The 26,339-nt window shown below is 74.0% G+C and carries 24 protein-coding genes; 8 read left to right on the top strand and 16 right to left on the bottom strand.

Features of this window, described 5'->3' with window-relative positions; all coding sequences use genetic code 11:
• Positions 1 to 14: 14 nt before the first annotated feature.
• The 7 genes from QWY29_RS14355 to QWY29_RS14325 form a co-directional block, all read right to left on the bottom strand.
• The gene (locus QWY29_RS14355) at positions 15 to 1,823 is read right to left on the bottom strand and encodes a choice-of-anchor P family protein (protein WP_300961711.1); all 1,809 of its coding nucleotides are present in this window, start codon (positions 1,821 to 1,823) and stop codon (positions 15 to 17) included.
• The gene (locus QWY29_RS14350) at positions 1,820 to 2,527 is read right to left on the bottom strand and encodes an ABC transporter ATP-binding protein (protein ID WP_300961710.1); all 708 of its coding nucleotides are present in this window, start codon (positions 2,525 to 2,527) and stop codon (positions 1,820 to 1,822) included. The genes QWY29_RS14355 and QWY29_RS14350 overlap by 4 nt, the downstream gene beginning before the upstream one ends.
• Positions 2,524 to 3,426, bottom strand: a complete 903-nt coding sequence (locus QWY29_RS14345) for an ABC transporter ATP-binding protein (RefSeq protein ID WP_300961709.1) — start codon at positions 3,424 to 3,426, stop codon at positions 2,524 to 2,526. Before QWY29_RS14345 ends, QWY29_RS14350 begins: the two co-directional genes overlap by 4 nt.
• Complete coding sequence (locus QWY29_RS14340; protein ID WP_300961708.1) at positions 3,419 to 5,398, bottom strand: branched-chain amino acid ABC transporter permease; 1,980 nt, start codon at positions 5,396 to 5,398, stop codon at positions 3,419 to 3,421. Before QWY29_RS14340 ends, QWY29_RS14345 begins: the two co-directional genes overlap by 8 nt.
• Positions 5,399 to 5,401: 3 nt before the next feature.
• Positions 5,402 to 6,934 carry an ABC transporter substrate-binding protein gene (locus tag QWY29_RS14335; RefSeq protein WP_300961707.1) on the bottom strand — a complete coding sequence of 511 codons (1,533 nt, stop codon included), beginning with the start codon at positions 6,932 to 6,934 and terminating at the stop codon, positions 5,402 to 5,404.
• A 141-nt stretch (positions 6,935 to 7,075) separates the two neighbouring features.
• Complete coding sequence (locus QWY29_RS14330; RefSeq protein WP_300961706.1) at positions 7,076 to 8,584, bottom strand: ABC transporter substrate-binding protein; 1,509 nt, start codon at positions 8,582 to 8,584, stop codon at positions 7,076 to 7,078.
• Between the two features lie 95 nt (positions 8,585 to 8,679).
• Positions 8,680 to 9,840 (bottom strand): acyl-CoA dehydrogenase family protein, encoded by a 1,161-nt coding sequence (locus QWY29_RS14325; RefSeq protein WP_300961705.1) that lies wholly within the window; start codon positions 9,838 to 9,840, stop codon positions 8,680 to 8,682.
• Positions 9,841 to 9,882: 42 nt separating this feature from the next.
• Here QWY29_RS14325 and QWY29_RS14320 point away from each other — a divergent pair, with 42 nt between their 5' ends.
• Positions 9,883 to 11,112 (top strand): GNAT family N-acetyltransferase, encoded by a 1,230-nt coding sequence (locus QWY29_RS14320; protein ID WP_300961704.1) that lies wholly within the window; start codon positions 9,883 to 9,885, stop codon positions 11,110 to 11,112.
• Positions 11,113 to 11,222: 110 nt separating this feature from the next.
• Here the strand turns inward: QWY29_RS14320 and QWY29_RS14315 are convergent, their stop codons facing one another.
• The 3 genes from QWY29_RS14315 to cysS are packed head-to-tail and all read right to left on the bottom strand — an operon-like array spanning position 11,223 to position 15,180.
• The gene (locus QWY29_RS14315; RefSeq protein ID WP_300961703.1) at positions 11,223 to 12,794 is read right to left on the bottom strand and encodes a metallophosphoesterase; all 1,572 of its coding nucleotides are present in this window, start codon (positions 12,792 to 12,794) and stop codon (positions 11,223 to 11,225) included.
• 11 nt (positions 12,795 to 12,805) lie between these two features.
• Positions 12,806 to 13,750: a 23S rRNA (guanosine(2251)-2'-O)-methyltransferase RlmB gene (gene rlmB, locus QWY29_RS14310; protein ID WP_300961702.1), complete on the bottom strand. Its 945-nt coding sequence runs from the start codon at positions 13,748 to 13,750 to the stop codon at positions 12,806 to 12,808.
• Positions 13,750 to 15,180 carry a cysteine--tRNA ligase gene (cysS, locus tag QWY29_RS14305; protein WP_300961701.1) on the bottom strand — a complete coding sequence of 477 codons (1,431 nt, stop codon included), beginning with the start codon at positions 15,178 to 15,180 and terminating at the stop codon, positions 13,750 to 13,752. Before cysS ends, rlmB begins: the two co-directional genes overlap by 1 nt.
• Positions 15,181 to 15,298: 118 nt before the next feature.
• On the opposite strand from cysS, the gene QWY29_RS14300 reads away from it, so the two are divergent.
• Positions 15,299 to 16,597: a C39 family peptidase gene (locus tag QWY29_RS14300; protein ID WP_300961700.1), complete on the top strand. Its 1,299-nt coding sequence runs from the start codon at positions 15,299 to 15,301 to the stop codon at positions 16,595 to 16,597.
• A 252-nt stretch (positions 16,598 to 16,849) separates the two neighbouring features.
• Here QWY29_RS14300 and QWY29_RS14295 read toward each other — a convergent pair whose 3' ends face one another.
• A complete protein-coding gene (locus QWY29_RS14295) occupies positions 16,850 to 17,683 on the bottom strand; it encodes an SDR family NAD(P)-dependent oxidoreductase (protein ID WP_300961699.1) in 834 nt (277 codons plus the stop codon).
• Positions 17,680 to 19,242 (bottom strand): molybdopterin-dependent oxidoreductase, encoded by a 1,563-nt coding sequence (locus QWY29_RS14290; protein WP_300961698.1) that lies wholly within the window; start codon positions 19,240 to 19,242, stop codon positions 17,680 to 17,682. The genes QWY29_RS14295 and QWY29_RS14290 overlap by 4 nt, the downstream gene beginning before the upstream one ends.
• Before the next feature lie 32 nt (positions 19,243 to 19,274).
• Between QWY29_RS14290 and ispF the strand changes: the two genes are divergently transcribed.
• The gene (gene ispF, locus QWY29_RS14285; RefSeq protein WP_300961697.1) at positions 19,275 to 19,772 is read left to right on the top strand and encodes a 2-C-methyl-D-erythritol 2,4-cyclodiphosphate synthase; all 498 of its coding nucleotides are present in this window, start codon (positions 19,275 to 19,277) and stop codon (positions 19,770 to 19,772) included.
• Entirely contained in the window at positions 19,769 to 20,662 is an 894-nt protein-coding gene (locus QWY29_RS14280; protein WP_300961696.1) for an alpha/beta fold hydrolase, read from the top strand. The genes ispF and QWY29_RS14280 overlap by 4 nt, the downstream gene beginning before the upstream one ends.
• Before the next feature lie 129 nt (positions 20,663 to 20,791).
• Here QWY29_RS14280 and QWY29_RS14275 read toward each other — a convergent pair whose 3' ends face one another.
• Complete coding sequence (locus tag QWY29_RS14275) at positions 20,792 to 21,370, bottom strand: sirohydrochlorin chelatase (RefSeq protein WP_300961695.1); 579 nt, start codon at positions 21,368 to 21,370, stop codon at positions 20,792 to 20,794.
• A complete protein-coding gene (nirD, locus tag QWY29_RS14270; RefSeq protein ID WP_300961694.1) occupies positions 21,367 to 21,738 on the bottom strand; it encodes a nitrite reductase small subunit NirD in 372 nt (123 codons plus the stop codon). Before nirD ends, QWY29_RS14275 begins: the two co-directional genes overlap by 4 nt.
• A 92-nt stretch (positions 21,739 to 21,830) precedes the next feature.
• On the opposite strand from nirD, the gene QWY29_RS14265 reads away from it, so the two are divergent.
• Positions 21,831 to 22,550 (top strand): IspD/TarI family cytidylyltransferase, encoded by a 720-nt coding sequence (locus QWY29_RS14265; RefSeq protein ID WP_300961693.1) that lies wholly within the window; start codon positions 21,831 to 21,833, stop codon positions 22,548 to 22,550.
• Here QWY29_RS14265 and QWY29_RS14260 read toward each other — a convergent pair.
• Both QWY29_RS14260 and QWY29_RS14255 read right to left on the bottom strand, forming a co-directional pair.
• The gene (locus QWY29_RS14260; RefSeq protein ID WP_300961692.1) at positions 22,547 to 23,122 is read right to left on the bottom strand and encodes a 2-C-methyl-D-erythritol 4-phosphate cytidylyltransferase; all 576 of its coding nucleotides are present in this window, start codon (positions 23,120 to 23,122) and stop codon (positions 22,547 to 22,549) included. The two genes, QWY29_RS14265 and QWY29_RS14260, sit on opposite strands and share 4 nt — an antisense overlap.
• A gap of 101 nt (positions 23,123 to 23,223) precedes the next feature.
• Positions 23,224 to 23,709, bottom strand: a complete 486-nt coding sequence (locus tag QWY29_RS14255; protein WP_154615342.1) for a CarD family transcriptional regulator — start codon at positions 23,707 to 23,709, stop codon at positions 23,224 to 23,226.
• 210 nt (positions 23,710 to 23,919) lie between these two features.
• On the opposite strand from QWY29_RS14255, the gene QWY29_RS14250 reads away from it, so the two are divergent.
• Genes QWY29_RS14250 through QWY29_RS14240 form a run of 3 tightly spaced genes read left to right on the top strand, consistent with a single transcriptional unit; the run spans position 23,920 to position 26,218 of the window.
• Positions 23,920 to 24,849 carry a UbiA family prenyltransferase gene (locus QWY29_RS14250; protein ID WP_300961691.1) on the top strand — a complete coding sequence of 310 codons (930 nt, stop codon included), beginning with the start codon at positions 23,920 to 23,922 and terminating at the stop codon, positions 24,847 to 24,849.
• A gap of 53 nt (positions 24,850 to 24,902) precedes the next feature.
• Positions 24,903 to 25,481, top strand: coding sequence for a copper chaperone PCu(A)C (locus QWY29_RS14245; RefSeq protein ID WP_300961690.1), 579 nt, complete (start codon positions 24,903 to 24,905; stop codon positions 25,479 to 25,481).
• Positions 25,478 to 26,218, top strand: coding sequence for a phosphoglyceromutase (locus QWY29_RS14240; protein ID WP_300961689.1), 741 nt, complete (start codon positions 25,478 to 25,480; stop codon positions 26,216 to 26,218). The genes QWY29_RS14245 and QWY29_RS14240 overlap by 4 nt, the downstream gene beginning before the upstream one ends.
• The last annotated feature ends 121 nt before the right edge of the window (positions 26,219 to 26,339 follow it).

Genomic DNA, 26,339 nt, shown 5'->3' with positions numbered 1-26,339 from the left:
AGGGTGCCTTTCGGTCATGCCTTGCGGAGGTCGGGCAGGCCGCTGTCGAGGCCGTGGGGACAGGCTGAGCCGGCCCCGAGGGCGAGCGCGCCGATCTTGCGGAGGTAGCTGCCGGCGACCGCGGCGAGCGCGATGCCGCCGAAGAGCAGGGCACCGGGGATGGAGTTCAGCGGCGGGAGGCCGGCGCCGACCGGGGCCGCGTCGACGAGGTCGCCGTCGGCGGGGGCCGCGTCACCGCCGCCGGCGTCGGAGGAACCGACGTCGGCCGGGGAGGACGAGGGCGCGCCGGCGCTGCCGGTGCTGCCACCCGCGGTGCCGCCGGAGCCGCCGCCGCTGGTGTCGCCGCCCTCGTCGCCGCCCGGGTCGTTGTCCGGGATCTCGCCGGTGGGGAGGTCGAGCTTGGGCGCCCGCTTGAGCTCGCTGCTGGCGACGCCGAGGTGCAGGACGATGCGCGGCGAGAGCTGGTTGAGCGCGCCGAGCAGGCTCTTGACGATGCCGGCCTGCCCGGGGAACGGGATCGGCGCCAGGATGTCGCCGAGCGGGATCTGGGACAGGATCGGCTTGAGGATCGAGAGGTCGACCTGGATGCGGAGCGCCTCGACGGCAGCGTTGGCCTCCTTGCCCTTCGACGTCAGCTCCGGCTGGGGCAGCGTGATCGAGACGCCGAGCTGCTCGAGCGCCTTGGCCGGGTTGTCGGACAGGCCGGGGATCGGGCCGCCCTGGCCGACGGCCTCGTAGCCGTCGGGGCCGACGGAGAACTCCTGGCCGGCGATGGAGAGGGTGCCGTACCGCGCCTTGCCCGACGCCTTCTCGGTCTTGCCGTCGCTGCTGGTGACGGCCTTCGCGGTGACGCCGGAGAGGGTGATGATGCCGCCGAGCAGGCGGACCTCGCCGAGCGCGGAGCGCGTGGTCGTGGTGACCGTGCCCTTCTCGACGGTGGAGCGGCTGGCGGAGGCCATGCCGCCGATGTCGATCAGCGCGTTGAGCGCGGACGGGATCTGGCAGGCCGCGGCCTCCGGGGCGGCCTTGTCCTCCTCGCCCTCCTTCTGCGCAGCGCCCTGGCCGGTGATGGCGGCGCCGAAGTCGGCGAGCGGGTTCGCCGCGCCTCCCGAGGCCCCGCCGGCCCCGCCGGCCAGGCCGCCGAGCCCGCCGGTCAGCCCGCTGGTCAGCCCACCGAGCAGGTTGCCGAGCAGCCCGCCGCCGACGGCACCGGAGCCGCCCGTGGGCAGCCCCGGCAGACCCGGGAGCCCGGGCAGTCCCGGCAGACCCGGGAGCCCGCCGCCACCGCCACCGCCAGCACCGCCACCGGGCTCGTCGACGTCGCAGTCGGTGGAGAACCCGGCCGCGGCGCGGACGTCGCCCTCGGCGGCACTCGTGCGCGACACCGAGCCCGGGAAGGGCTCCTGCGCCTCGGACTCGGGGCCGCCGGGGAAGGCGGAGTTCACCTGGACCGGGTAGCCCTGCTCGGCGATCGGGTTGGCGATCTCCGGCGGGAGACCGAGGTTCTCCACGACGGTCTTGAGGCCCTCGCCGATGGAGTCGCCGGGCCAGAAGTACGCCGCGCGGCCCTTGCCGCCGCTGCTGTCGGCCGAGACCTTGCTGTAGCCCAGGCTCAGCTCGAACTGCGGGGTGGCCGGGATCGGGATGACCGGCTCGTAGATCTCCAGCTTGACCGGTGAGGAGATGGCCTCGGAGCTGTAGCCGTAGTCGAGCGTCTCCTTCGCCGACGGCGGGGCGGCCGCCGAGGAGGCCGTGGTGGCGCCGATCGGGAGGACAGCGGCGACGAGCCCGCCGGCGAGGACAGGGAGAACGGTCCGCTTCACGCGGCACCTCCGAGGATGACGTCGGACATGGTCTCGAGCACCTCGGCGGGTTCGCCGGAGGCCACGATGCGTCCGCCGGACATGACGGCCGCGTAGTCGGAGACCCGCAGCGCGGTGCGGGCGAACTGCTCGATGCAGAGGATCGAGACACCGGACGCCGCGATCTGGGCGACGGTGTCGTAGAGCTCGTCGACGATCAGCGGCGCGAGCCCCATCGAGAGCTCGTCGAGCAGCAGCAACGCCGGGTCGGAGGCCAGCGCCCGCGACATGGCCAGCATCTGCTGCTCGCCGCCGGACATGGTGCCGGCGAGCTGGTGGCGCCGCTCGGAGAGCCGCGGGAAGTAGGAGTACGCCGTGTCGAGCACCGCGTCGGCCGAGACCCCGGCGTACGACATGAGCCGCAGGTTCTCCTCGACGGTGAGGTTCGGGAAGACCGAGCGGCCCTCGGGCACGGTGCACAGCCCGAGCCGGGCGAGCTCCTCGGCGCCGGCCCCCTTGACGTGCACGCCGCCGAGGTGGATGTCGCCGGAGGTCGGCTTCTTCTGCCCGGAGATGACCTTGACCAGCGTCGACTTCCCGGCGCCGTTGGGGCCGAGCAGCGCCATGACCGCCCCCTTGGGCACCGACAGGTCGACGCCGCGCAGCACCTCGATCCGGCCGTAGGCGGCGTGGAGGTCGACGACCTCGAGGATGGGGATGCTCATCGGACGTCCTCCGGGATGGTGGCGCCGACCGCGGGGATCACGGTGGTCGCCTCGGTGGCCGCGCCGACCGGAACGAGGTCGGTGCGGGTCTCCTCGACGGCGCTGGCGCCGGCGGAGGCGCCGACGAGCTCGTGCTCGGGCACCTCGTCGGAGTAGCCGAGGTAGGCGCGCTGCACGGCCGGGTCGCGGCGGATCTCCCCCGGCGTGCCGGAGGCGATGATCGAGCCGAAGTCGAGGACGTGGATGGTGTCGCAGACGCCCATCACCAGGTCCATGTCGTGCTCGACCATGAGGATCCCGCGGCCCTCGGCGGCCAGGTCGCGCAGCAGATCGCCGAAGTCGTCGGTCTCGGACTCGTCGAGGCCCGAGGAGGGCTCGTCGAGCAGCAGCAGCTTCGGGTCACCGGCCAGGCAGCGGGCCAGCTCGAGGAGCCGCGCGGTGCCGGTCGGGATGGAGTCGGCGCGCTCGTCGGCGTACGACGAGATGCCGACCCGGTCGAGCAGCGCGTCGATGTCCTTGGCGCCCGGCCGCACCAGGCCGGCCAGGCCGCGGTGGATGTCGTAGGCGACGCGGACGTTGTCGCGCACCGACAGCGAGCCGAACGCCTCGAGCCGCTGGAAGGTGCGGCCCATCCCCCGCTTGGAGCGGCGGTGCACCGGCGCGCCGGTGACGTTGCGGCCGCGGAAGCGGACCTTGCCGCGGGTGGGCTTCTGCAGCCCGGAGATGACGTTGAAGCAGGTGGTCTTGCCGGCGCCGTTGGGGCCGATCAGGCCGGTGACGGTGCCGGCGTCGGCCACGAAGGTCGCCTCGTTGACGGCGGTGACGCCGCCGAACTGGACGACCACGTGGTCGACCTCGAGGAGCGGGGCGTGTGCGCCGCCGATCGGGTGGTCAGACATGGGCGGGCACCTTCCCGGTGGCGTCAGGGGTCTCGGGGAGCAGGTCGGCGAGCCCGGCGTCCTCGCCGTCGTCGGACCCGTCCGGGCGACGGCCCGGCAGGACCGGCAGCCGGTCGCGCAGCTGGGGCAGGACCAGCGCCTGGATGCGCCGGCCGAGGCCGAACATCAGGTTGGCCAGGCCGTTGGGGTCGCGACCCAGCGCGACGGCACCGAAGCCGAGGACCGCGAAGATCAGGCCGGCGATGCCGGGGTTGTTGGACTGCATGACCGGCAGCAGCATCAGCCCGACCCCGCCCAGCGTCGCGCCGGTCACCGAGGTGACGCCGAAGACGACCGCGAGGAGCAGCAGCGGGAGGCTGTTGAAGAACTGGAAGTCGGCCGCGCCGATCGTGCCGCGCAGCCCGGCGAAGAGCGCGCCGGCCAGGCCCGCCATGCCGGCCGAGAGGCCGAACAGGCCCACCCGGAACCACCGCATGTCCAGCCCGAGGGTGCCGCAGGCGGCCGGGCTGTCGCGCATGGCGATGAGGACCCGGCCGAGCGACCCGCGCCGCAGGAGCAGCAGCGCGATGCCCATGAGCACCAGGAAGAGGGTCATCACCAGCACGTAGCCGCCGGTCGACTCGATGGCGTTGCCGAGGATCGAGAGCCGGCCGGCCTGCAGGGTGCCGTTGAAGCCGAAGGCGAACTCCGCCTGGAAGATCATCTTGTCCATCAGCACGCCGAAGGCCAGCGTGGACAGCGCGAGGTAGAGGCCGGTCAGGCGCAGCACCGGCAGCGCCACCAGGGCACCGACGCCGGCCGCGATCGCCGCGGCCAGGAAGAGGCCCGCAAGGTTGGGCTGCTCGAGCTTGGCGTAGGCCAGCGCGCCCACGCCCGCGAAGGTCAGCTGGGCGAGCGACACGTGGCCGCCGTAGCCGGTGAGCAGCACCAGGCTGAGCATGACCATCGCGTACGTCGCCGCGGTGCCGACCAGCAGCAGGTTGGCCGTCGACATGCCGCCGCCGACGAGCAGCGCCACGAAGACGAGCAGCGCCCCGCCCCAGGCGACCGACTTGGTGATCGACGGCAGCGGGGCCGACACGATGCCCTTGACCTGGCCGATGCGCAGCTGGGCCTGCGGCATCAGCACGATCACGACGAAGAGGAACAGCGCGGGCACGACGGCCCGCGTGCCGGCGAGGAAGCCGTCGCTCGGCAGGTAGGCCACCGCGAACGACTGCAGGATGCCCAGCCCCATCGCCCCGACGAAGGTCAGCGGGAGCGACTTGAGCCGGCCCAGCATCGCCGCGGCGTACGCGTTGATGACCAGGAGGGTGAGGTCGTAGTAGGACAGGCCGATCACCGAGGAGAGCAGGATGCCGCCGAGCGCGGCGAGGCTGATGCCGATCGCCCACGACAGCGCCGCGACGGTGTCGGGCTTGCCGCCGAAGAGCTTGAGCAGCTCGGGGTTGTCGACCGAGGCGCGCATCGCCGTGCCGATGCGCGTGCGGTTGAGCAGCACGTAGAGGCCGAGCGCGACGCCGATCGAGATGACGATCGTGATGATCTGGTGGGCGGTGATGTAGGTGTCGCCGAGCTGGACGCCCGAGGAGGCCATGAACGGCGGGACCGTCCGCGGCTCCGGCGGCCAGACCTGCTGGGCCAGGCCGATCAGCCCGACGAAGAGGCCGACGGTGACGACCAGCGCCACCGAGACCGGGCCCTCGCCGAGGCCCTTGGTGACGAAGCGCTGGATGCCCCACCCGATGGCCGGCGCGATCACGCCGAGCACCAGGAAGAGCGAGAGGAACAGGTTGAGCCCCTGGCGCTGGGAGAAGTCCCAGAACACGAAGGCCATCACCATGCCGAACGCACCGTGGGCGATGTTGAAGACGCGGGTCGTGGTGTAGGTGAGCACCAGGCCCGACGCCGCGATCGCGTACGCCGCCCCGGTGAACAACCCGAGGATGGTGAAGGAGATCAGGGAACTCATCGGTCAGCCTCCCAGGCCGGTCTTCGTCATCGAGCCGCAGAGGTACTCGCCGGGCGAGACCTTCTTCCACGTCCCGTTGGTGAGCTGGATGATCGAGGCGCAGCTCGCGGTGCTCTCCGCACCGACCTGCTGCGGGACGTGGAGGCCGTTGCCGGTCCAGTCCTTGACGCCGCGCAGCCGCTCGACCAGCGCGGCGCGGGTCAGCCTCCCGCCGAGGGCGACGGCCTGCTCCACGAAGAGCCGGGCCGCCGACCAGGCGAAGACGCCGTAGGTGTTGGGCTGCGCGCCGGGGTCGACCTGTTCGAGCCAGGAGCGGTAGAGCTTCATCTCGGCCACGGAGAGGTCGTCGAGCATCGCGGTCTGCGCGTAGACGTAGGTGCCGTCACCGGTCTCGCCGGCCTCGTCGACGTACCGCTGGTCGTAGACGGTGGCGTCCTGCAGGAAGATCTCGGGCCGGAAGCCCTGCTGCCGCATGGCCTGCTGCAGCCGGATCGTGAACTGGTAGGGGCCGGTGTAGTTGACCAGCCGGGCGCCGGCGTCCTTGGCCTGCTGGACGTAGGGCGCGTAGTTGAACTCGGCGGTGTCGATGGCCTCGAAGACCTTCACGTCCCAGCCGTTCTTCTCCCACGCGGCGCGGAAGTTCTCGGCGTTGGCGGGCGCGGCGCCGGCGTTGACGTAGAACATCGCAACCGACTTCACGGCCGCCGGCGCCTTCTTGGCCCAGTACTGCGGCATCGCGTTCGGCACCAGGTCGGGCTGGACGGCGTACGCCGCGAAGCAGGTCGTGCAGCGGGTGCGGTCACCGTTGACGGAGTAGGAGCGCACGTCGGGCAGCCCGCACTGCTGGGCGGTCGCGGCGCCGCCGGAGTCGAAGGCCGACATCGAGCCGACGGCCGCGAAGGCCTCGTCGCACGCGCGGGTGTAGGCCTGCTGGTCGGCGCCGGCGTCGGCGCGGCTGTCGAGCTCGAGGACCTTCAGCGACCGGCCGCAGATGTCGCCGCTGGCGTTGGCGTACGCCGCGTACGCCTGGGTCGCCTGCTGGGCGGACTCGAAGATGCCCGGCACCGGGCCGGAGATGTCGGAGGCGTTCGCGATGGTGATCGTGTCGTCGGTGATGCCGGTGGTGTTCTTGAACCCGTCGCAGGAGCCGGCCTTCACGCCGCCGTCCGCGGCGTTGGCGCCGCCGCCCTGGGCACCCGCCTGGGGGGCGCCCGGGCCGCCGCCGGTGCTGCCGCTGCCGGACCCGCCGCTGCCGCTCGGGCCGGCGTCGGTGCCGCTGCCGGTGTCCGTGCCGGGCAGGCCGCTCGTGGTGCCCGGGTCGTCGGCCGCGCCGGGCGCCCCGCCGGCGACCGCGCCGTCCTCGACCCCGACCAGGCCCTGGTCGCCCACCCCGGTGCCGGCGCTGAGGCCGACGACCGTGCCGGGGTCCATCCGCGACCCGCACGCCGCGAGCGAGGCGGCGGTCAGGGCGACCGCCACCAGCACCGCGACGCGGCGCGCGCGGACGGCCCGGGGCCGGGTGCGCTGCTGGGTCATGGGTTCCTCCGCGGGGTGACGTACCGGTTGAACGAGGGACGCCCGGCTGGGTGACGCCGATCACAGGGTCGGTGCGCGGGTATGGACCAGCCCGGCCGGCCCACCCGCCTCGCTCCTCCGGTCACGACCCGCACCGGCCGCTCAGGCCGTCGTCAGGCCGGCGCAGGTGTACTTGTTGCCGCCGGTCGGGACCCAGGAGGTGCCGTCGAGCTTGAGGAAGCGCCAGCAGTCGCCGGTGCGGCGCGGTCCCGGGTACTGCGGGGAGTGCATGCCGTTGGCCGTCCAGTCCGACACCTTGCCGAGGTCGGCGACCAGGCTCTCGCGGCTGAGCTTGCCGCCGAGCGCGACCGCGCGCTCGACGAACAACCGCGCTGCGGACCAGGAGAAGACGCCGAAGAACGTCGGCTCCGCACCCGGGCGGACCTGGTTGAGCCAGCTGACGTAGGTCTGCATCTCCTTGTTGCTGCTGGCCTCGGCGAACGGCACGAAGTTGGTGAACACCGTGGTGCCGTCGACGGCCGAGCCGCCGCTCTCGATGTACTCCAAGCTGTACGCCGAGGGGTCGATCATGAACACGTCGGGCTTGAAGCCCTGCTGCTGCATCGCGTCCGCGAGCCGCACGAACTGCGGCGGCTGGGCGATCATCTGAACGTACTTCACGCCCTTGTCCTTCATCTGCTGGACGTAGGGCGCGTAGTTGAACTCCGCGATGTCGATCGCCTGGACCATGGAGAACTTCATGCCGCGCTTGGTCATCGCGGCGGCCTGGAGCTTGCCGTTCTCCGCGGCCGCGCCGGCGTTGATGTAGAGCATCGCGGCCTTGCCGGCCGCGTCGGGGAAGTTCTTCTTCACGTAGTCCGGCACCGCGTTCTGGAACTGGTTGGCCACCGTCGACTGGGCGCCGAAGCAGGTCCCGCAGCTCGCGCGGTCACCGGTGACCATCGCCGAGCGGATGTCGGGGAGCCCGCAGCCCTCGGCCGCGGCCGCGCCGCCGGAGTCGAAGGCCGACATCGACCCGATCATCGCGAAGACGTTCTCACAGCCGTCGGCGTACGCCTGCTGGTCGGCGGCGGCGTCGGTGCGGCTGTCGTAGGTCTTGAGCGAGAGCTTGCGCCCACAGATGTCGGTCGAGGCGTTGAAGTAGGCGACGTACGCCTTCACCGCGTCCTGGCTGGACTCGAAGATGCCCGGCACCGGGCCGGAGATGTCGGAGGCGTTGCCGATCGTGATCGTCTTGCTGGTGACGCCGACCTGGTCCTTGAACCCGTCGCACGAGCCGGCCTTGGTGCCGCCGTCCGCGGCGTTCTCCCCACCGGGCTGCGGGGCGTCGCCGCCACCGCCGGCGGACGTGCCGCCGGACCCGGTCGCGCCCGTGCCGCCGGTGGTCCCGCCGGTCGAGCCACCCGTGCCGCTGCTCGTGCCGAGGTCACCGCCCGCGCCGAGGTCACCACCGGTCCCTGCGCCCGGCACCTCGCCGCCCGCGACGGCTCCGCCCTGGACGCCTGCCGCCGTGCCGCCGGCCCCGACGACCTGGTTCGGGTCGAGCTGGGAGCCGCACGCGGCGAGGGAGAGGGTGAGCGCGCCGGCCAGGGTGCCGAGGGCGACCGCTCCGGCTCGACGTCGTGCTCGGGTACGGCGAAGGGTGGGCACGGATCCTCCTGGAACTAGAACAGGTACTAGTTCCTAACGAGGCCCTTCTCGAAAGGTGACGGCGCCCACAGGTTTGTCTCGTGCAGGGTCGCGCGCTAGCGCAACAGGTCGCGCCCGATGACCATCCGCTGGATCTGGTTGGTGCCCTCGAAGATCTGGGTGATCTTGGCGTCGCGGAAGAGCCGCTCGACGGGGTAGTCGCGGGTGTAGCCGTTGCCGCCGAGCACCTGGACGGCGTCGGTGGCCACCCGCATGGCGGCGTCGCTGGCGGTGAGCTTGGCGATGCTGGCCTGGCGGGAGAAGGGGCGACCGGCGTCCTTGAGCCGGGCGGCGTGGAGGTACGTCGCCCGCGCCCGCTCCACCTCGGCGCCCATGTCGGCGAGCAGGAACTGCAGCCCCTGGAACTCCCCGATGGCCCGGCCGAACTGCTGGCGCTCGCGGGCGTAGGCGACCGCGTGGCCGAGCGCGGCCTGGGCGATGCCGGTGGCGACCGCGGCGATGCCGAGCCGGCCGGCGTCGAGGGCGGAGAGCGCGACCCGCATGCCGGCCCCCTCGGCGCCGATCCGGTGGGCGGCGGGGATCCGCGCGCCGTCGAGGATCACCTGGGTGGTGACGTCGCAGTGCAGGCCGAGCTTCTTCTCCGGGGCGCCGAAGGAGACCCCCGCGGTGTCGCCGGGCAGCACGAAGGCCGACAGCCCGCGCTTCGGGTCGTCCCCGGTGCGGGCGAAGAGGATGTAGTAGTCCGCGTGGGAGCCGTTGCTGATCCACTGCTTGGTGCCGGTGACGACGTACTCCCCGTCCTCCGGCGAGCCCTCGAGCACCGCGCGCGTCCGGATCGCGCTGACGTCGGAGCCGGCCTGCGGCTCGGAGAGCGCGTAGGCGCCGAGCCAGTCGCCGGAGAGCATCTGCGGCAGCCAGTGTGCGCGCTGCTCCTCGGTGGCGTTGGCGGCCAGCACGGTGGCGGTCAGGGAGTGGACCGACGCGCCGACGCCGACGCTCGGCCAGGCGGTCGCGATCTCCTCGATGACCTGCAGGTAGACCTCGTAGGGCTGCGCACCGCCGCCGTAGGCCTCCTCGAACGGCAGGCTCAGCAGGCCCGCCCGCCCGAGCAGCCCGTAGGCCTCGGCGGGGAACTCGGCCCGCTCCTCCATCTCGGCCACCTGGGGCGCGAGCTTCTCGGTCGCGATCGCGTGCGCGAGGTCGAGCAGCGCCTCCGCGTCCTCGCCGGGCAGGAGCCGCTCCACGTTGGTCGCCATGCACCCAGCGTAGGTCGGCGGCGACGTCGTAGGTTCCGGGGCATGACGAGCACGGCGAACGGTGCGGGACGCGTCACCCGGCGCGCGACCGCGGAGGACCGCGACCAGTGGGCGGCGCTGGGCACCGAGGCCTTCGGCCACCTCCCGCCCGGGTCGCCTCCCCCGCCGCCGGGCCCGTGGCCCCGGCCCTACCACCGGCCGTGGGGCGTCTTCGAGGACGGCCGGCTCGTCGCGCGGGTGGGCGGCGTCGAGATGGCGTCGTGGTTCCACGGGACGCAGGTGCCGACCTGCGGCATCGACAACGTCGCGGTCGCCGCCGAGCACCGCGGCAGCGGCCTGCTCGCCGGGCTGCTGGCAGCAGTACTCGCCGAGGGCGCCGAACGCGGCGAGCCGCTCAGCGGCCTCTACCCGACCGCGCCGGGCATCTACCGCCGGCTCGGCTACGAGGTCGTGACCGCGCTCGACGAGGTCGACCTGCTCACCGCCGACCTCGCCGCGGTCCGGCCGCCGACCGACGGGACGACCGTGCGGCGCGCGACGGTGGCCGACGTCCCCGCCGTCCGGGCGGTGTACGACGCGTGGGCCGCCGCCCAGAACGGCCCGCTCACCCGCCGCGGGCCGCTCTTCGCCGCCACCGACGAGGAGCTGCTGGCCGCGGTCAGCGGGATCACCGTCGCCGAGGCCGCCGACGGCAGGGTGACCGGCTTCGTGGCGTGGGACCGCGGGACCGGCTACGAGGAGGACGCCCGGATCACGGTCCGCGACCTCGTCGGGCTGACCGGGGACGCGCACCGGGCGCTGTGGCGGGTCATCGGCTCGTTCGCCACCGTCGCCCCCACCGTGCGGGTGACCACCTCGGGCGCCGACGCGGCGCGGCTGGTGCTGCCGGGCTATCCGTGGCGGCGCGTGGTCCACCGGCCCTACATGCTGCGCGTCCACGACCCGGCCCGCGCGCTGACCGGCCTGCGGCTCGCGCCGGGGTCGTGGGAGGTGCCGTTCCGGGTCGCGGGCGACCCTCTCGGCACGATGGACGGCGGCTACCTGCTGCGCACGGACGACGCCGGGGGCCACCCGGTCAGCACCTGCACGGCCGCCGACGTGCCGGCCGACGCGGCGGCGTACACCCCACAGGGGCTGGCGCTCGCCTACGCCGGCACCCAGGACTCCGCCAACCTGCGGCTCGCCGGCCACCTGTCCGGGCGCACCGACGACGACGGCGTGCTCGACCTGTTGCTCGGCGGGCGGCCGGTGCACGTGCGCGACTACTACTGAGCCGGGTGCTCCTGCTGGTCGAGCACGGGGCCGCTCCGGGCCTCTGCCCCGCGACATATCGGGGCAGTCCTGCACATATCGGGGCAGATCTGCTCCGATATGTGCGGGAGTCACCGGTTAACCGGTGACCCCTGCACTCGGTCGACCCGCGACGCCTCGACCCGGTCCTCGTCGGCGTAGGTGAGCTCGACGTACTCCCCCACCTCGAAGACGCGGTTGGTCTGCAGGTCGACCTCCTGCAGGCCCACCGGCCGGCCGGCGCGGTAGGTGATGAGGGTGACCGAGGCGGTGCGGCGGATCTTCGAGCCGATCGCGATGGCGTACGCCGCCCCGCCGGTCGTGCCGGTGGTGAAGCGGTAGCCGACCTCGCCGTTCTCGCCGACCACCTGCTCGGGCCCGCTGGCGACGTGGAGGTGGCCGCCGACGACGAGGTCGGCGCAGCCGCGGTCGAGGAGCTCGCGGCCGAGGTTGGCGTCGTGGACGAGCACGGTGGCGACCCGGTCCTCGGCGTCGCAGACGACGTCGGCGAGGCGGTCGCCGACCTCGGTGAAGGACAGCCCGCTCTCGTCGCGCCAGCTGCCGAGCCCGCTGGAGCGGGGGTCGTCGATGCCCATGAGCGGGGCGCCGCCGGGGCCGTCGACGACCTCGCCCTCGGTGCTGTCGAGCATCGTCCAGCCGCGGTCGGAGAGGTAGTCGCGGACGAAGGTGCCGTTGTCGTGGTTGCCGGCGACGCCGTAGCGGTCGAGGTCCTCGAAGGCGGCGGTCACCGAGTCGAGCGAGAACGCCTCCCACGGCTTGCCGGTGGAGGTGTCGTCGCCGGCGTCGAAGACCGCGGTCGCCCCGCCGGCGTCGCCGACCGCGCGGGCGACCTCGTCCATGCCGACGTTGTCGTGGCGGTCGGAGACGAGCAGGACGACGGTCTCGTCCTCGGCGGGCTGCCGGAGCTCGAGGTCGGCGGCGTCCTCGGCCGCGGCGGCGTACCACTCCTTGCTCTTGGTGTAGGTGTCGACCGCGCTCTGCACGAGGCGCTTGGTCTGGGTGGTGGTGACGTCGCCGCGGACCTCGATGTCCTCGATCTCGACCGGGAGCGGCACCGACCCGCCGAGCCACTCGCCGATCGGCACCCAGTCGCGGGCGGCGTCGACCGGCTCGTCGTCCTCGCCCCACGGCTCGAGCAGGACGACCACGAGTCCGGCGACGACGAGCACCACGACGGCGCCGCGCCAGGACCGGCCGGCGCGCAGCAGGTCGCGGCGGCGCTGGCGCCCGACAGCCGCCCACACCAGCAGCGGGACGAGCGCGATCGCGCCCCCGCGCAGCGCGGCGTCACGGGCCATCGAGCCCAGGACGCCGGCGACGCGCACGCGCGGGCCCTCGGGCTGGCTGGCGATGTAGGCGTAGCGCTGGACCAGCTCGTCGGTGGTCTCCGCCTCGGTCTTGCCCAGCCGCACGTCGACGCCGATGCGCGAGCCGGAGTCCAGCCGCAGGTCGGGCAGCACCGGGCCGGTCCGCACCACGACCGAGCCGTCGAGCGTGGGCCGCAGGACGGTGTCGTGGCTGGCCAGCGAGACGGTGCGGGAGTCGGCGAGGAAGAGTGCGACGCCCACCACGACGGTGAGCACGGCCCACACCACCACCGCGACGGTGCTGGTGAGGACGTGGCGGCGCGAGGGACGGCGCACCCGGGGCAGCCTCAGGCGCGCGCCTGCGCGACCGCGTAGAGGGTGACCGAGGCCGCGACCCCGGCGTTGAGCGACTCCAGGGTGTTGGCCATCGGGATCGAGACCAGCTGGTCGCACGTCTCCGCTACCAGGCGGGAGAGCCCGCCGCCCTCGGCGCCCACCACGACGACCAGCGGGCCGTCGGCGAGGTCGAGGTCGGGCAGGGAGACGTCACCGTCGGCGGCCAGGCCGATGACCATGCAGCCCGCGTCCTGGTAGGCCTTGAGCTGGCGGACCAGGTTGACGGTCTGCGCGACCGGGATGCGGGCGGCGGCGCCGGCGCTGGTCTTCCACGCGGCGGCGGTCATGCCGGCCGCGCGGCGCTCGGGGATGACCACGCCGTGCGCGCCGAAGCCGGCGGCGGAGCGGACGATCGCGCCGAGGTTGCGCGGGTCGGTGATCTGGTCGAGCACCACGATGAGCGGCTTCTCGTTCGCCGCGTCGGCGGCGTCGAGCAGGTCGTCGGGGTGGGCGTACTCGTACGCCGGGATCTTGGCCACCAGGCCCTGGTGGACCGCGCCGCTCGTGATCCGGTCCAGCTCGTTGCGCGGGACCTCGAGCAGGCCGATGCCCTTCTCCGAGGCCAGGCGGAACGCCTCGCGCAGCCGGCCGTCGCGCTCGGCGCCCTCGGCGACGTGGACGGCCGTGATCGGCACGCCCTCGCGCAACGCCTCGACGACCGCGTTGCGGCCGGCGATCCACTCGATGTCGCTGCCCTTCTTCTTGCGCGGGCGCGCGGGGGCGGCGCGGCGCTCGGAGCGCTGCGCCTCCTTGTAGGCCTTGTGGTAAGGGCGGTCCTTGGCCTTCGGCGTGGGGCCCCTGCCCTCGAGGCCGCGCTTGACGCGACCGCCGGAGCCGACGGTGGGTCCCTTGCCGCCCTTGCTGATCGCGCCCTTGCGCTGGCTGTTCCCTGGCATCAGACGGTGCTCCCTGTGTTGCCGAGCGACCATCGGGGGCCGTCGGGGGTGTCCTCGACCTCGACGCCCGCGGCCTTGATCCGGTCGCGGATGGCGTCGGCGGCGGCGAAGTCCTTCGCCGCGCGGGCCTCGGCCCGCTGGTCGAGCAGGCCGCGGACGAGGACGTCCACGGCGGTGGTCAGTGCGTCGGCCCGGCCGGCGTCGCGGGAGCCGGTGCTCCAGGCCGGGTCGGCCGGGTCGAGGCCGAGCACGTCGAGCATGGTGCGCACGGCGCCGGCCTGCTCGCGGGCCGCGGCGGCGTCGCCGGCCTGCAGCAGCCGGTTGCCCTCACGCACGGCGTCGTAGAGGACGGCCACGGCCGCCGGCGTACCCAGGTCGTCGTCCATCGCGTCGGCGAAGGCCTGCGGCAGCGCGCCCTTCTCGACCTCGGCGGCGCCGCCGACGCGGTCGAGGAAGCCCTCGATGCGGCCGAAGCCGGCCGCGGACTCCTCGAGCGCCTCGAAGCTGAACTCCACGTGCGAGCGGTAGTGCGCCGCCACGAGGTAGAACCGCAGCTCGATCCCGCGGAACCGCTCCAGCACCGAGGGGATCGTCAGGCTGTTGCCCAGCGACTTGCTCATCTTCTCGCCGGCGGTGGTGATCCAGGCGTTGTGCAGCCAGTACGACGCGAACGGGTGCCCGGCCGCGCGCGACTGGGCCTGCTCGTTCTCGTGGTGGGGGAAGCGGAGGTCGACGCCGCCGCCGTGGATGTCGAAGGCGCTGCCGAGGTACTTGCCGGCCATCGCCGAGCACTCGATGTGCCACCCCGGGCGGCCGCGGCCCCACGGGCTCGGCCAGGACGCGGTCGCCGGCTCGGCGGGCTTGCGGCCCTTCCACAGGGCGAAGTCGCGCGGGTCGCGCTTGCCGCGCGGGTCGGCGTCCTCGGCGGCCTCCATGTCGTCGATGCGCTGGGAGGTCAGCTCGCCGTACGCCGGCCACGACCGCACGTCGAAGTAGACGTCGCCGGAGCCGTCCTCGGCGGCGTACGCGTGGCCTTTTTCGATGAGCGTCTCGATCAGCTCGACCATCTCGGGCACGTGGCCGGTGGCGGCGGGCTCGTAGGTCGGCGGGGCGACGTTGAGCGCGGCGTAGGCGCGGTCGAGCTCGCGCTTCATCACCGCGGCGTGGGCGTACCACGGGCGGCCCTGCGCCTCGGCCTTGGCGAGGATCTTGTCGTCGATGTCGGTGACGTTGCGGATGAACGTCACCTCGTAGCCGGAGTGGCGCAGCCACCGCTGCAGGACGTCGAAGTTGACGCCCGAGCGGACGTGGCCGACGTGGGGCTCGGACTGCACCGTGAGACCGCAGACGTAGACACCCGCCCTCCCCTCCTCCAGGGGGACGAAGTCGCGCACCTCGCGCGTCGCGGTGTCGTAGAGCCTCAGGGTCACCCGGCCAGTCTAGGGACGCGGCGGGGTGCGGCCCGCATCGCGACCGACGGCCCGGCCGTCGCGTCACGCTTGCGTCACGCCTGTGGCTGGTGGGGCTGATGTGACCTACCGTGGAGCCATGCGGCGGCTCCTCCCCCTCCTTCCCCTGGCCCTCACCGGCGCGTTCCTCGCGCCCGTCCCGGCTGCGTCCGCAGCCCCCGAGCCCATGACCGGGCCCGCGGCGGCGCCCACCGCGCTGGCCGCCCCGGCCGCCCCCACCGGCAAGGCGGCCGCGCGGAAGATCGCCTACGAGCAGTGGGACACCCCCGCCGAGCTGCGCAGCGGCCGGCTCGTGAAGACCCGGGTCACCCGCGGGACCGTCGTGCAGACCAAGGCCGCCCAGGGCCGCCGCAAGGTCGACGGGACGACGTACGACGTCGGGCACTGGCTCTCCCCGTGGACCAAGCCCGGCTTCGCGCTCACCGAGCTGATCGGCTCCTGGTCGGCGACCACGACCGGCGACAGCTGGATCGAGGTGTCGGTGCGCGGCCGCGCCGCCGGCGGCGGGCAGTCCAGCTGGGACGTGCTCGGTCGCTGGACCTCCGGCGACGAGCACACCTTGCGCACCAGCGTCGGCGTCCAGGGCGACGACCTCGCCGACGTCAACGTCGACACGTGGAAGGCCTCGCGCGGCATCGCGTCCTACCAGCTGCGCGTCTCGCTGGCGCGCCGCGCCGGCACGAAGGCGAAGGCCACCCTCGACACCGTCGGCGCGGTCGCCTCACGGCTGCCCGCGGGCCCGGTCGCCACCTCGAAGCCCGGCGTCGCCCGCGGCATCACCCTCGACGTGCCGCGCTACAGCCAGATGATCCACCAGGGCCACTCCCCGCAGTGGGGCAACGGCGGCGAGGCGTGGTGCTCGCCGACGTCCACCTCGATGGTGCTCGGCTACTACGGCGCGCTGCCCGCCGCGGCCGACCGCGCCTGGGTCGGCTCCGGCCACCCCGACCCGTGGGTCGACCACGCCGCGCGGATGACGTACGACGCGGCGTACCGCGGCACCGGCAACTGGCCCTTCAACACCGCGTACGCCGCCCCGCTGGCCGGCCACGCGTTCGTCACCCGGCTGCGGTCGCTCCGCGAGGCCGAGCGGCTCGTCAAGGCGGGCATCCCCGTCGTCGTGTCGGTGTCGTTCGGGCGCGGCCAGCTGTCCGGCGCCCCGATCTCGGCGACCAACGGCCACCTGCTGGTCATCGTCGGCTTCACCCAGGCCGGCGACGTGGTCGTCAACGACCCCGCCGCCCCCACCAACGCCGGTGTCCGCCGCACCTACGACCGCGGCCAGCTCGAGAACGCCTGGCTCCCCCGCTCCGGCGGCCTCGCCTACGTCATCCGCGACGACGCCCACCCGCTCCCGGCGTCCAACGGCACCTGGTAGCCCGCCCCCTCCGCCCCTCCACCCGGCCGGCTGGTCGAGGAAGGCGCGCAGCGCCTGTCTCGAGACCCGCCGGTCCGCGCGCGGCGGGCTGGGGCGGAGGCGTCGCTTCATCAAGGTATGCAGACGAACCGTCACTCCCCCGTGTGAATCCACCGTGGGGAGTGACGCTCCATCAAGGTATGCAGACGAACCGACACCACCGCAGGCGTCGGTTTCCCTGCATACCTTGATGAACCCGCAGCCCGAGCCGACCTAAGCCGAGTAGCCCCCGTCGACGTCGAGCTTCTGGCCGGAGACGAACCCGGCCCGGTCGGAGGCGAGGAAGCAGACCGCCTCGGCGACGTCGTCGGCGGAGCCGAACCGGCGCAGCGGGATGTTGCGGCGGGTGACGGCGAGCGCGGCGTCGTCGAGCTCGCCGGTGCCGATGAGCCGCGCGGCCATGCCGTCGGTGAGCATGCCGGGGCCGACGGCGTTGACGCGCACGCCGTACCGCCCCTCCTCGACCGCGAGCGCCCGCACCATCGCCTCGACCGCGGCCTTGGGCGCGGAGGACAACCCGTCGCGGACCGGGAAGCGCGAGGTCGCGGCGGTGGTCACCGCGACCACCGAGGCACCGGCCCCGGAGCCGCCCGCTCCCGATCCGGCTGCCGCGGCACGCAGGTGCGGCAGCGCCGGCTGGACGACGGCGAAGAAGCCTGCGGCGTCGGCCTGCAGCTGCGCGGCCATCGCGACCGGGGAGACCGTCGAGAGGTGGGTCATCGGCACGTGCGGGCCTGCGGCGTGCACGAGCGTGTGCAGCCCGCCGCGCTCGGCCACGACCTCACCGACAAGCGCAGAAGCGGCGACAGCAGCCTCGTCAGAGCCGAGGTCGAGCGCGTGTGCGGAGGCACGGACGTCGTGCTCGCGAGCGACGGCGACGGCCGCCTCGGCAGCATCCGGGCGGGACCGGTAGGTCAGCGCGACGGCCGACCCGCGCGCGGCGAGCAGCCGCACCACGGCCAGGCCGATCCCCCCGCTGCCGCCGACGACCAGCGCGCACCCGGGCCGGCCGGCGAAGTCGCGCGCCGGGTCGGCGGGCGCGGTCACGACGAGACCGCCCGGAACGACCGCTCGTGCCAGCCCGACGCGCCGTCGGGGGCGGGCGCGGCCTCGACGCTGGTCTGCACGGTGCCGGCCTTGTCGGTCATCCGCACCCGCACGACGTGCTCGCCCTCCTCGACGTCGAGCTCGCCGACCCACTGCACCCAGGTGTCGTCGGTGCCGGGGTCCGCGACCTCGACCGGCTCCCAGGCGCCGCCGTCGAGGGCGATCTCGACGGCCGCGACACCGGTGGTCTGCGCCCAGGCGACGCCGCCGAACCGCACGGTCCCCGCCAGCACCTCGGCGCCCGAGCGAGGAACGTCGACGCGGGAGGCGAGCTTGATCGGGCCGCGCTCGGCCCAGCCCTTGCCGGTCCAGTAGGCCTCGAAGTCCTCGAAGCGGGTCACCTCGAGCTCGCGCACCCACTTGGTCGCCGACACGTAGCCGTAGAGGCCGGGCACGACGGTCCGCACGGGGAAGCCGTGCTCGACCGGGAGCGGCCGGCCGTTCATCGCGACGGCGAGCATCGCGCCGCGGTCGTCGGTGAGCGCCTCGAGCGGGGTGCCGCAGGTCCAGCCGTCGTCGGAGGTCTGCTTGACGGCGTCGGCGCCCTCCTGCACGCCGACCTCGGCGAGCAGGTCGGCGAGGCGTACGCCGCTCCACCAGGCGTTGCCGACCAGGTCACCGCCGACCTCGTTGGAGACGCAGGTGAGCGTCACCCACGACTCGGTGATCTCGCGCTGCACCAGCTCGGCGTAGGTGATCTCGAGCGGCCGGTCGACCATGCCGGTGATCCGCAGCGTCCAGTCGGTCGGTGCGATCGCGGGCACCACCAGCGCGGTGTGGATGAGGTAGAAGTCGTCGTTCGGGGTGCGCCACGGGGTGATCTCGTCGAGGTCGACCCGCGCCCGCACCGGCACCTGGCCCTCGGTGACCCCATCGAGCTTGAGCAGCCGGCGGGTCTTCTCGACCGCGCGGCGGCCCTGCCCGACCGAGCGGCCGAAGACCGCGAGCGCCCCGCCCACCGCGGTGAGCAGCCCGGCGCGGAGCACGAAGCCGCGACGGGTGTGGCGGCTGAGCGCGGGGAGGTCGCCGGCGGCGTCGCGCTCGGTGGCGGCGGCGTCGACCAGCTCGGCCCGACGCAGCGGCTCGACCAGCACGGTCAGCGCGACGACCCAGGTGCCGAGGCCGACCCCGACGGGCAGCAGGTCGACCGCGCCGGCGCCGCGCTGGCGCAGCACGGCCGCCGCGCCGACGGCCGCCAGCACGACGTACACCAGCAGCGGCCGCCACCACGACCGTCGCGCCAGCCGGCCGGCCCAGGCGAAGGCGGCGCCGATCGCGAGCAGCACGACGAGCACGAGCAGCGGCTTGTCGAGCGCGCCGAGCAGGCGGATCGCCTTCTCGGTGACGCCGCCGGGCACGAGCTTGATGACCTGCTCGACCACCGCCACGACCGGGGAGTCGCGGATCGTCATCACCATGGCGACGCAGTACGACGTCGCAAGACCGGCGACACCTGCCACCAGTCCTGCGACCGACCACGCACCGCGAGACGTCCGCACGGGCCCGATCATCCCTCAGGCATGATCGCGGCGTGCCACCGAACCTCGCAGGCCGGATCCGCGTCGGGACCGGCACCGACGTCCACCGACTCGTCGACGGGGTGCCGATGCACCTGGCCGGGCTGGCCTGGCCCGACGAGCCGCAGGGCCTGGAGGGCCACTCCGACGCCGACGTCGCCGCTCACGCCGCCTGCGACGCGCTGCTGTCCGCGGCCGGCCTCGGCGACCTGGGGTCGAACTTCGGCACCGCCGAGCCCGCGTGGGCCGGCGCCTCCGGCGCGACCCTGCTCGGCGAGACCGCCCGCCGCGTGCGCGCAGCCGGCTGGGAGGTCGGCAACGTCGCCGTGCAGGTGATCGGCAACCGCCCGAAGCTCGGCCCCCGCCGCGCCGAGGCCGAGGCCGCGCTGTCGGCCGCCCTCGACGCCCCGGTCACCGTCTCGGCCACCACCACCGACGGCCTCGGCCTCACCGGCCGGGGCGAGGGGGTCGCCGCCGTCGCCACGGCCCTGCTGGTGAAGGAGGACGCGTGAGGCACACGCTCACCACCCACGACGGGCTCGGGCTCCACGTCACCACGCACGGCCGCGAGGACGCCGCCCTCACCGTGCTCCTCGCGCACTGCTGGACCGCCGACGAGGAGGACTGGCACTACCAGGTGCGCGACCTGATGGACCGCTACGGCACCGACCTCCGCGTCGTCACCTGGGACGCCCGCGGCCACGGCCGGTCGCAGGTCGCGCCGCTCGAGGCGTGCACGATCGAGCACCTCGCGCGCGACCTCGGCGCGGTCGTCGACGCGCACGCCGCCGACGGCCCCCTCGTCCTCGCCGGCCACTCGATCGGCGGGATGACGCTGATGGCGCTGCCCGAGGTGCGCCCGGACCTGGTCCACCGGGTCCGCGGCCTGCTCTTCGTCTCGACCTCCTCCGGCGACCTCGGCACGGTCACCCTCGGCCTCCCCGAGGTCGGTCCGGCGGCGAAGCGGGCGATTCCGCACGTCCTCGCGTGGCGGGCCCGCCACCTCACCCGGCGCGAGCGGCGCCGGACGCCGTCGATCGAGCGGTACGTCGTCAACCGGCTGCTCTTCGGCGAGCCGCTGCGGCTGCGCGACGCCGGCCTGGCGACCGACCAGCTCATCTGCTGCCCGCCGGCCACGATGGAGGGCTTCTACCGCGACCTGATGCAGCACGAGCGGCTCGCCGGCCTGGCGGCGTACGACGACGTGCCGGCGGCCGTGCTGGTCGGCAGCGCCGACCGGCTCACCCCGCCGCCCCACGCCCGCCGGCTGGCCTCCGGCATCCGCGGGGCGCGGCTGCTGGTCGCGCCGGGCGCGGGGCACTACCTCCCCCTCGAGCGCCCCGACCTGGTCACCGAGCACCTCGTCGCGCTCGTCGAGGGCGCCCGCGCCGCCGTCCGCTGACCCTGGGCCGCCGTCGGGGTAGTAACGGTCGGGAACGTCCGTGGCGACCTCGGCGGCGGACAGGAACGGCCGTTACTACCCCGACCGTCGCCCCGACCGTCGCCCCGACCGCCGGCCCTCACGCGGGCCTCACGCGGCGGTCGCGTGGACGATCGCGCGGAACCGGCGGGCGACCAGGTCGGCGACGAACCGGTGCGCACCGATCGGGTCGGCCACGACCGCCGCGCCGGCGGCGGTGGCCTCGGCGCGGATGCGGTCGTGGGCGGGGCCGGGGGCGAGGAGGTACGGCGCGACGACCGACCCGGTCCGCACGACCTCGGCCGGCGCGGGACCGTCGGGGTGCAGCGTGGCGACCTGCACCGGCCCGGTCCAGGTGTCGGCCAGCAGGGTCGCGGCGCGCTCGAGCCGCGCGACCGGCGCCGTGCCGACCAGCACGACCGGCCGACCCGGGCGGGCGCCGGCCGCGAGCAGCCGGGAGGCCTGGGCGGCCGCGAGGAGCGGGTGGGGGCCCAGCGCCCGGCCGACGGCCCCGTCGTCGACGAGCAGCAGCGGGACCACGACGGACGAGCCGCCCACCCGGCGCAGCGCCGCCGGCAGGTCGGCGCCCCACGTCGCGACGGCGGGCACGCCGAGCGCCGAGGCGGCCCGGCGGGTGACCTCGCGAGCGACCGGGCAGGACCCCTCGGCCACCGTCACCAGCGTGGTCACGCCGCGACCGCCTTGCGGTGGCCGACGTGGACCGTGCCGTCGACGACCTTGACGTCGTAGACCGGCACGGCGGCCGTCGGGTCGTCCAGGCACCTGCCGGTGCGCAGGTCGAAGGCGTGCTTGTGGGCCGGCGAGGCCACGAACGGCACGTCGCCGCGGCGCCCCACGATCCCCTTCGCGATGCCCTTGCCGACGTCGGCGGCTCGGGCGAACGGGTCGTGGTTGCCCAGCGCGTAGACCCGGTCGTCGGCGAGCCGGAAGATCGCGACGGCCTGGCCGTGGACCAGCGCGGTCGCCGCGCGCTCCACCTCGAGCTCGTCGAGGGCGCAGACCGGCTGCCACTCCTCGTGCGCGGCTCGCGGGGTCACCCGGCCGAACCTAGGTCTGGGATGTTCGGGGCCGGTTTCGTCGTGCAACAGCCGTGTAAATCGTCGCCGGCACGGGCGATAGCCTGCGCCGCGTGCCTGCCGCCGTCGTGATCCTCGCCGCCGGGTCCGGCTCGCGCGTGGGCGCGGACGTCAACAAGGTGCTGCTCCCCCTCGGCCCGGCCGCGGTGCTGGCCTGGTCGGTGCGCGACGCGCTCGCGCTCGACGACGTCGCGCGGGTGCTGCTCGTCGTCCGGGCCGGCGAGGAGCAGGCCGTCGCCGACGCGGTCGTCCCGCACCTGGGCGACCGCGAGGTCGGCGTCGTCACCGGCGGGGCCACCCGGCACGCCTCGGAGTGGCAGGCGCTGAGCGCGCTCGCCCCGGCGATCGAGGCCGGCGAGGTCGACGTCGTCGCGGTGCACGACGGGGCCCGCCCGCTGGCCGGCCCCGACCTGTTCGCGCGCACGATCGCCGCCGCCCGCGAGCACGGCGGCGCGATCCCGGTCGTGCCGCTGGGCGGGCTCCTCCCGGTCACCCCGGTCAGCCAGGGCGGGGGCCGCCCGAGCACAGAGCTGGGCACAGGGCTGGCCGGCGTGCAGACGCCCCAGGCCTTCCGCGCCGACGCCCTCCTGGCGGCGTACCGCCTCGCCGACGCCGACGGCTTCGAGGGCACCGACACCGCCAGCTGCCTCGAGCGCTACCCGGCGGACGGGACCCCGCTGCGGATCGCGGCGGTGCCGAGCACGCCGCGCAACCTCAAGATCACCTTCCCCGAGGACGTCGACCTGGCGCTCGCGCTGAGCGAGGGCTTCTAGCGCTCGGGGCTGGTCAGCGCCTCGAGGAGCCGTACGTCGTCCTCGCTGGTCACCCGCCGCGCCGAGGGGGGCGCGTCCGCGAGCTCGACGGGGAACCGCGCCCGCAGGTCCTCGACCAGCTCCACGAAGTCCAGCGACGGCAGCCCGTCGAGCTGGGCCACCACCCCGGCGGGCAGCACGACCGGGGAGGTCACCGCGACCAGACCGGCCCGGTCGACGGTCGCGCCGACGAAGCCGCCGCCGGTCTCCTTCACGGTGTCGGTCACCGGGCGGGTGCCGACCACGACCACGTCGCGCTCGACCGCCCGGGCCAGGCAGGCGGCCAGGAAGTCGGCCGGAGTCATCGGGCACAGCGCGTCGTGCAGCACGAGCGGCTCGCCGGCCTCCGCGAGGCCGGCCCACTCGGTGCCGATGTCGACCAGGGTCACCCCGGCCTCCCCGAGCGCCCAGGACGCCGCGACGACGAGCGCCTCGCCGTGGACCAGCGCGAAGGGCAGCGACCCGCGCTCGGCCTCCACCACGGTCCCCAGTGCCCGGACCCGGTCGTCCTCGTCGTCCCAGTCGTAGTCCACGCCCCGAGCGTAGGCCGCCGCGACGAGGCGCCGGCGTGCCCCGGGACGGCACGAGGCCCCCGGGATCACCCGGGGGCCTCGTGCACGTGGAGCTGAGGGCGTCAGGAAGCGAGCACCTCGTCGAGGAGGGCCTCCGCCTTGTCCTCGTTGGTCTTCTCGGCGAGCGCGAGCTCGGAGACCAGGATCTGGCGCGCCTTGGCCAGCATCCGCTTCTCGCCCGCGGACAAGCCGCGGTCACGCTCGCGGCGCCACAGGTCGCGCACGACCTCGGCGACCTTCATGACGTCGCCGCTGTGCAGCTTCTCGAGGTTCGCCTTGTAGCGACGCGACCAGTTGGTCGGCTCCTCGACGTGCGCGGCACGCAGGACGTCGAACACGCGGTCCAGCCCGGCCTTGTCCACGACGTCGCGCACTCCGACGAGGTCGAGGTTGCACGCGGGGACGCGCACGACCAGGTCCTGCTGGGCGACGATCCGCAGGACGAGGTACTGCCGGTCCTCTCCCTTGATGGTCCGCATCTCGATGTCCTCGATGACAGCGGCCCCGTGGTTCGGGTAAACAACCGTTTCGCCGACGGTGAAAGTCATATGTCAGGTACCCCTTCCTAGAGCACCATCTTATCACGCGTCTGGACCACTCCGAACAGCGTTGTTGCAGGTCAGAGCCACATTGCGGCCTTGACAGACCCAGGTGCGGTGTGCAGGCAGGGGCGCCGCGGGGGCCACCGGCGAGACGAAACCGCAGGTGAACCGCGTGGTTCGCCCGTTCCCGCACGTGACGCAGGCGATACTTCCGACATGGCGATGAGGGAGCGCTTCCGGCGTCGAAGTGGTACGTCCGCGACCGTCCACGGGGGTTCCGTGGCCGTCGAGGAGCCCACCGACCGGTCCACGGAGCAGTCCACCGGTCAGTCCACCGGTCAGCCCGCCGAGCAGACCGTGGAGGTGCCCGTCGAGGAGCCGGCGGCGCCGGCCCCGGCTGCCGCGGCCGAGCCCGCACCCGTCGTACGCCGCCGGCGCGGCCTGCGCGACCTCGAGCCCGTCCTCCTGGTGCAGGCCGCCCACCCCAAGCAGGCGGTCGTGACCGCGCTGGGCATCGCCGCCTGCGCCGCCCTCGCGGGCCGCGAGCTGCGCGAGGTCGGTGTCGTGCTGCTGACCGTGCTCGTCGGGCAGACGATCCTCGGCTGGCACAACGACCTCGTCGACCGCCGGCGCGACGCCCGCCACGACCTGCCGGGCAAGCCGGTGGCCCAGGACCGGCTCGAGCCGGGCTCGGTCTGGTTCGCGATCGCCTGCGGCGTGCTGCTGCTGGTGCCGCTGGCGGTGTCCACCGGCATCACCGCCGGCAGCTGCTACCTCCTCGCGGTGGCGATCGGGCTGCTCGGCAACGTCGTGCTGCGCAAGGGCGTGCTGTCGTGGGTGCCGTGGGCGGCGTCGTTCGCGCTCTACCCGGCGTACCTCGCCTACGGCGGCTGGGGCGGCCAGCACGAGGGGAACCCGCCCGAGGTGGCGATGGTCGCGCTCTTCGCGCTGCTCGGCATCGGCGTGCACGTGCTGCGCGCGCTGTGGGGGCTGGTGCCGGACAACAAGGACGGCTGGACCTACCTCCCGCTGCGGCTGGGCCTCCGGCTCGGCGCCGCCCGGCTGCTGACGCTGACGTCGGTCTACCTCGGCGCGGTGCTGGTCGGGCTCGCGTTCGCGGGCACCTCGGTCGGCCTGTCCGGGTAGCCACCGCTAGGCTGGCCGCACCTTTGGCCGCTCACCCTGCGAGGCTCCAGACCATGCTGCTCCGACGCAACACCGCGCTCGCCCTCGGCGCGCTCGTGCTGACCGTGCCCGTGCTCAGCTCGTGCGGGTTCAACCCGGCGACCGACCGGGTCAACACGATCTCGATGAGCGGCAACGACCGCTCGGGCGACGTGGACATCGTCGGTGCGGTGATCGTCTCCGAGCGCGCCGGGTCCGGCACGTTCCTGACGACGTTCTCCAACTACCACGAGGCCGACCCGACCGAGTTCGACTCGATCACCGGCGGCGACGGCACCACGGTCGAGGCCGGCGAGTTCCAGCCGCTCGAGATCAAGGAGGGCGGCCTGGTCTCGCTGCTGCAGGAGGGCGGCGTCCGCCTCACCGGCGACTTCGACCCGGGCGACTTCGTCCCGCTGACGCTCGGCTTCTCCTCCGGCGAGGAGATCACCGTGACCGTCCCGGTCGTCCCCGCGTGCGACGAGTACGAGGGCCTCGACGACGCGGCGGGCGACCTCGGCAGCGGCGAGGAGTACGACTGCGAGGGCGTCTCGGTCGAGCCGCACGGCGCCGACGGCTCCGCCCCGCCGGAGGCCGAGGAGGGCACCGAGTGACCTCCACGCTGATCCTGCTCCGCCACGGCGAGAGCGAGTGGAACGCCAAGAACCTCTTCACCGGCTGGGTCGACGTCGACCTGACCGAGAAGGGGCGCCGCGAGGCCGTGCGCGGCGGTGAGCTGATGCGCGAGTCCGGCGCGCTCCCCGACGTCGTCCACACCTCGCTGCAGCGCCGCGCGATCAGCACCGCGTGCATCGCCCTCGACGCCGCCGACCGGCACTGGATCCCCGTGCGCCGCTCCTGGCGGCTCAACGAGCGCCACTACGGCGCGCTGCAGGGCAAGGACAAGAAGCAGACCCTCGAGGAGTTCGGCGAGGAGCAGTTCATGCTCTGGCGCCGCTCCTTCGACGTGCCGCCGCCGCCGCTCGACGACGACGCCGAGCACTCCCAGGTCGGGCTGCCGCAGTACGACGACCTCGGCGACGAGATGCCCCGCACCGAGTGCCTCAAGGACGTCATCGCGCGGTTCCTCCCCTACTGGGAGGGCTCGATCGTCCCCGACCTGCGTGCCGGCCACACCGTGCTGGTCGCTGCCCACGGCAACTCGCTGCGCGCCCTGGTCAAGCACCTCGACCGGATCAGCGACGAGGACATCGCCGGGCTGAACATCCCCACCGGCATGCCGATGGTCTACGAGCTCGACGACGACATGCGGCCCACCGCCGCCGGTCGCTACCTCGACCCCGAGGCCGCCGCCGCAGCCGCGGCCGCCGTCGCGAACCAGGGTCGCTGAGCAGGCCGCACCCGCTGGGTTGAGCAGTGAAGGCCGTCTGGCGGCCTGAACGTGTCGAAACCCGGTGAGGTGCCCTGCGGCCGTGGGGACGGTCACCGGGTTTCGAGACAGGCGCTGCGCG

This window comes from Nocardioides abyssi, assembly GCF_030412915.1.
Taxonomy (GTDB): Bacteria; Actinomycetota; Actinomycetes; order Propionibacteriales; family Nocardioidaceae; genus Nocardioides; species Nocardioides abyssi.
The sequence above is the reverse complement of the archived record's forward strand: the minus strand, read 5'-3'. Positions and strand labels throughout refer to the sequence as shown.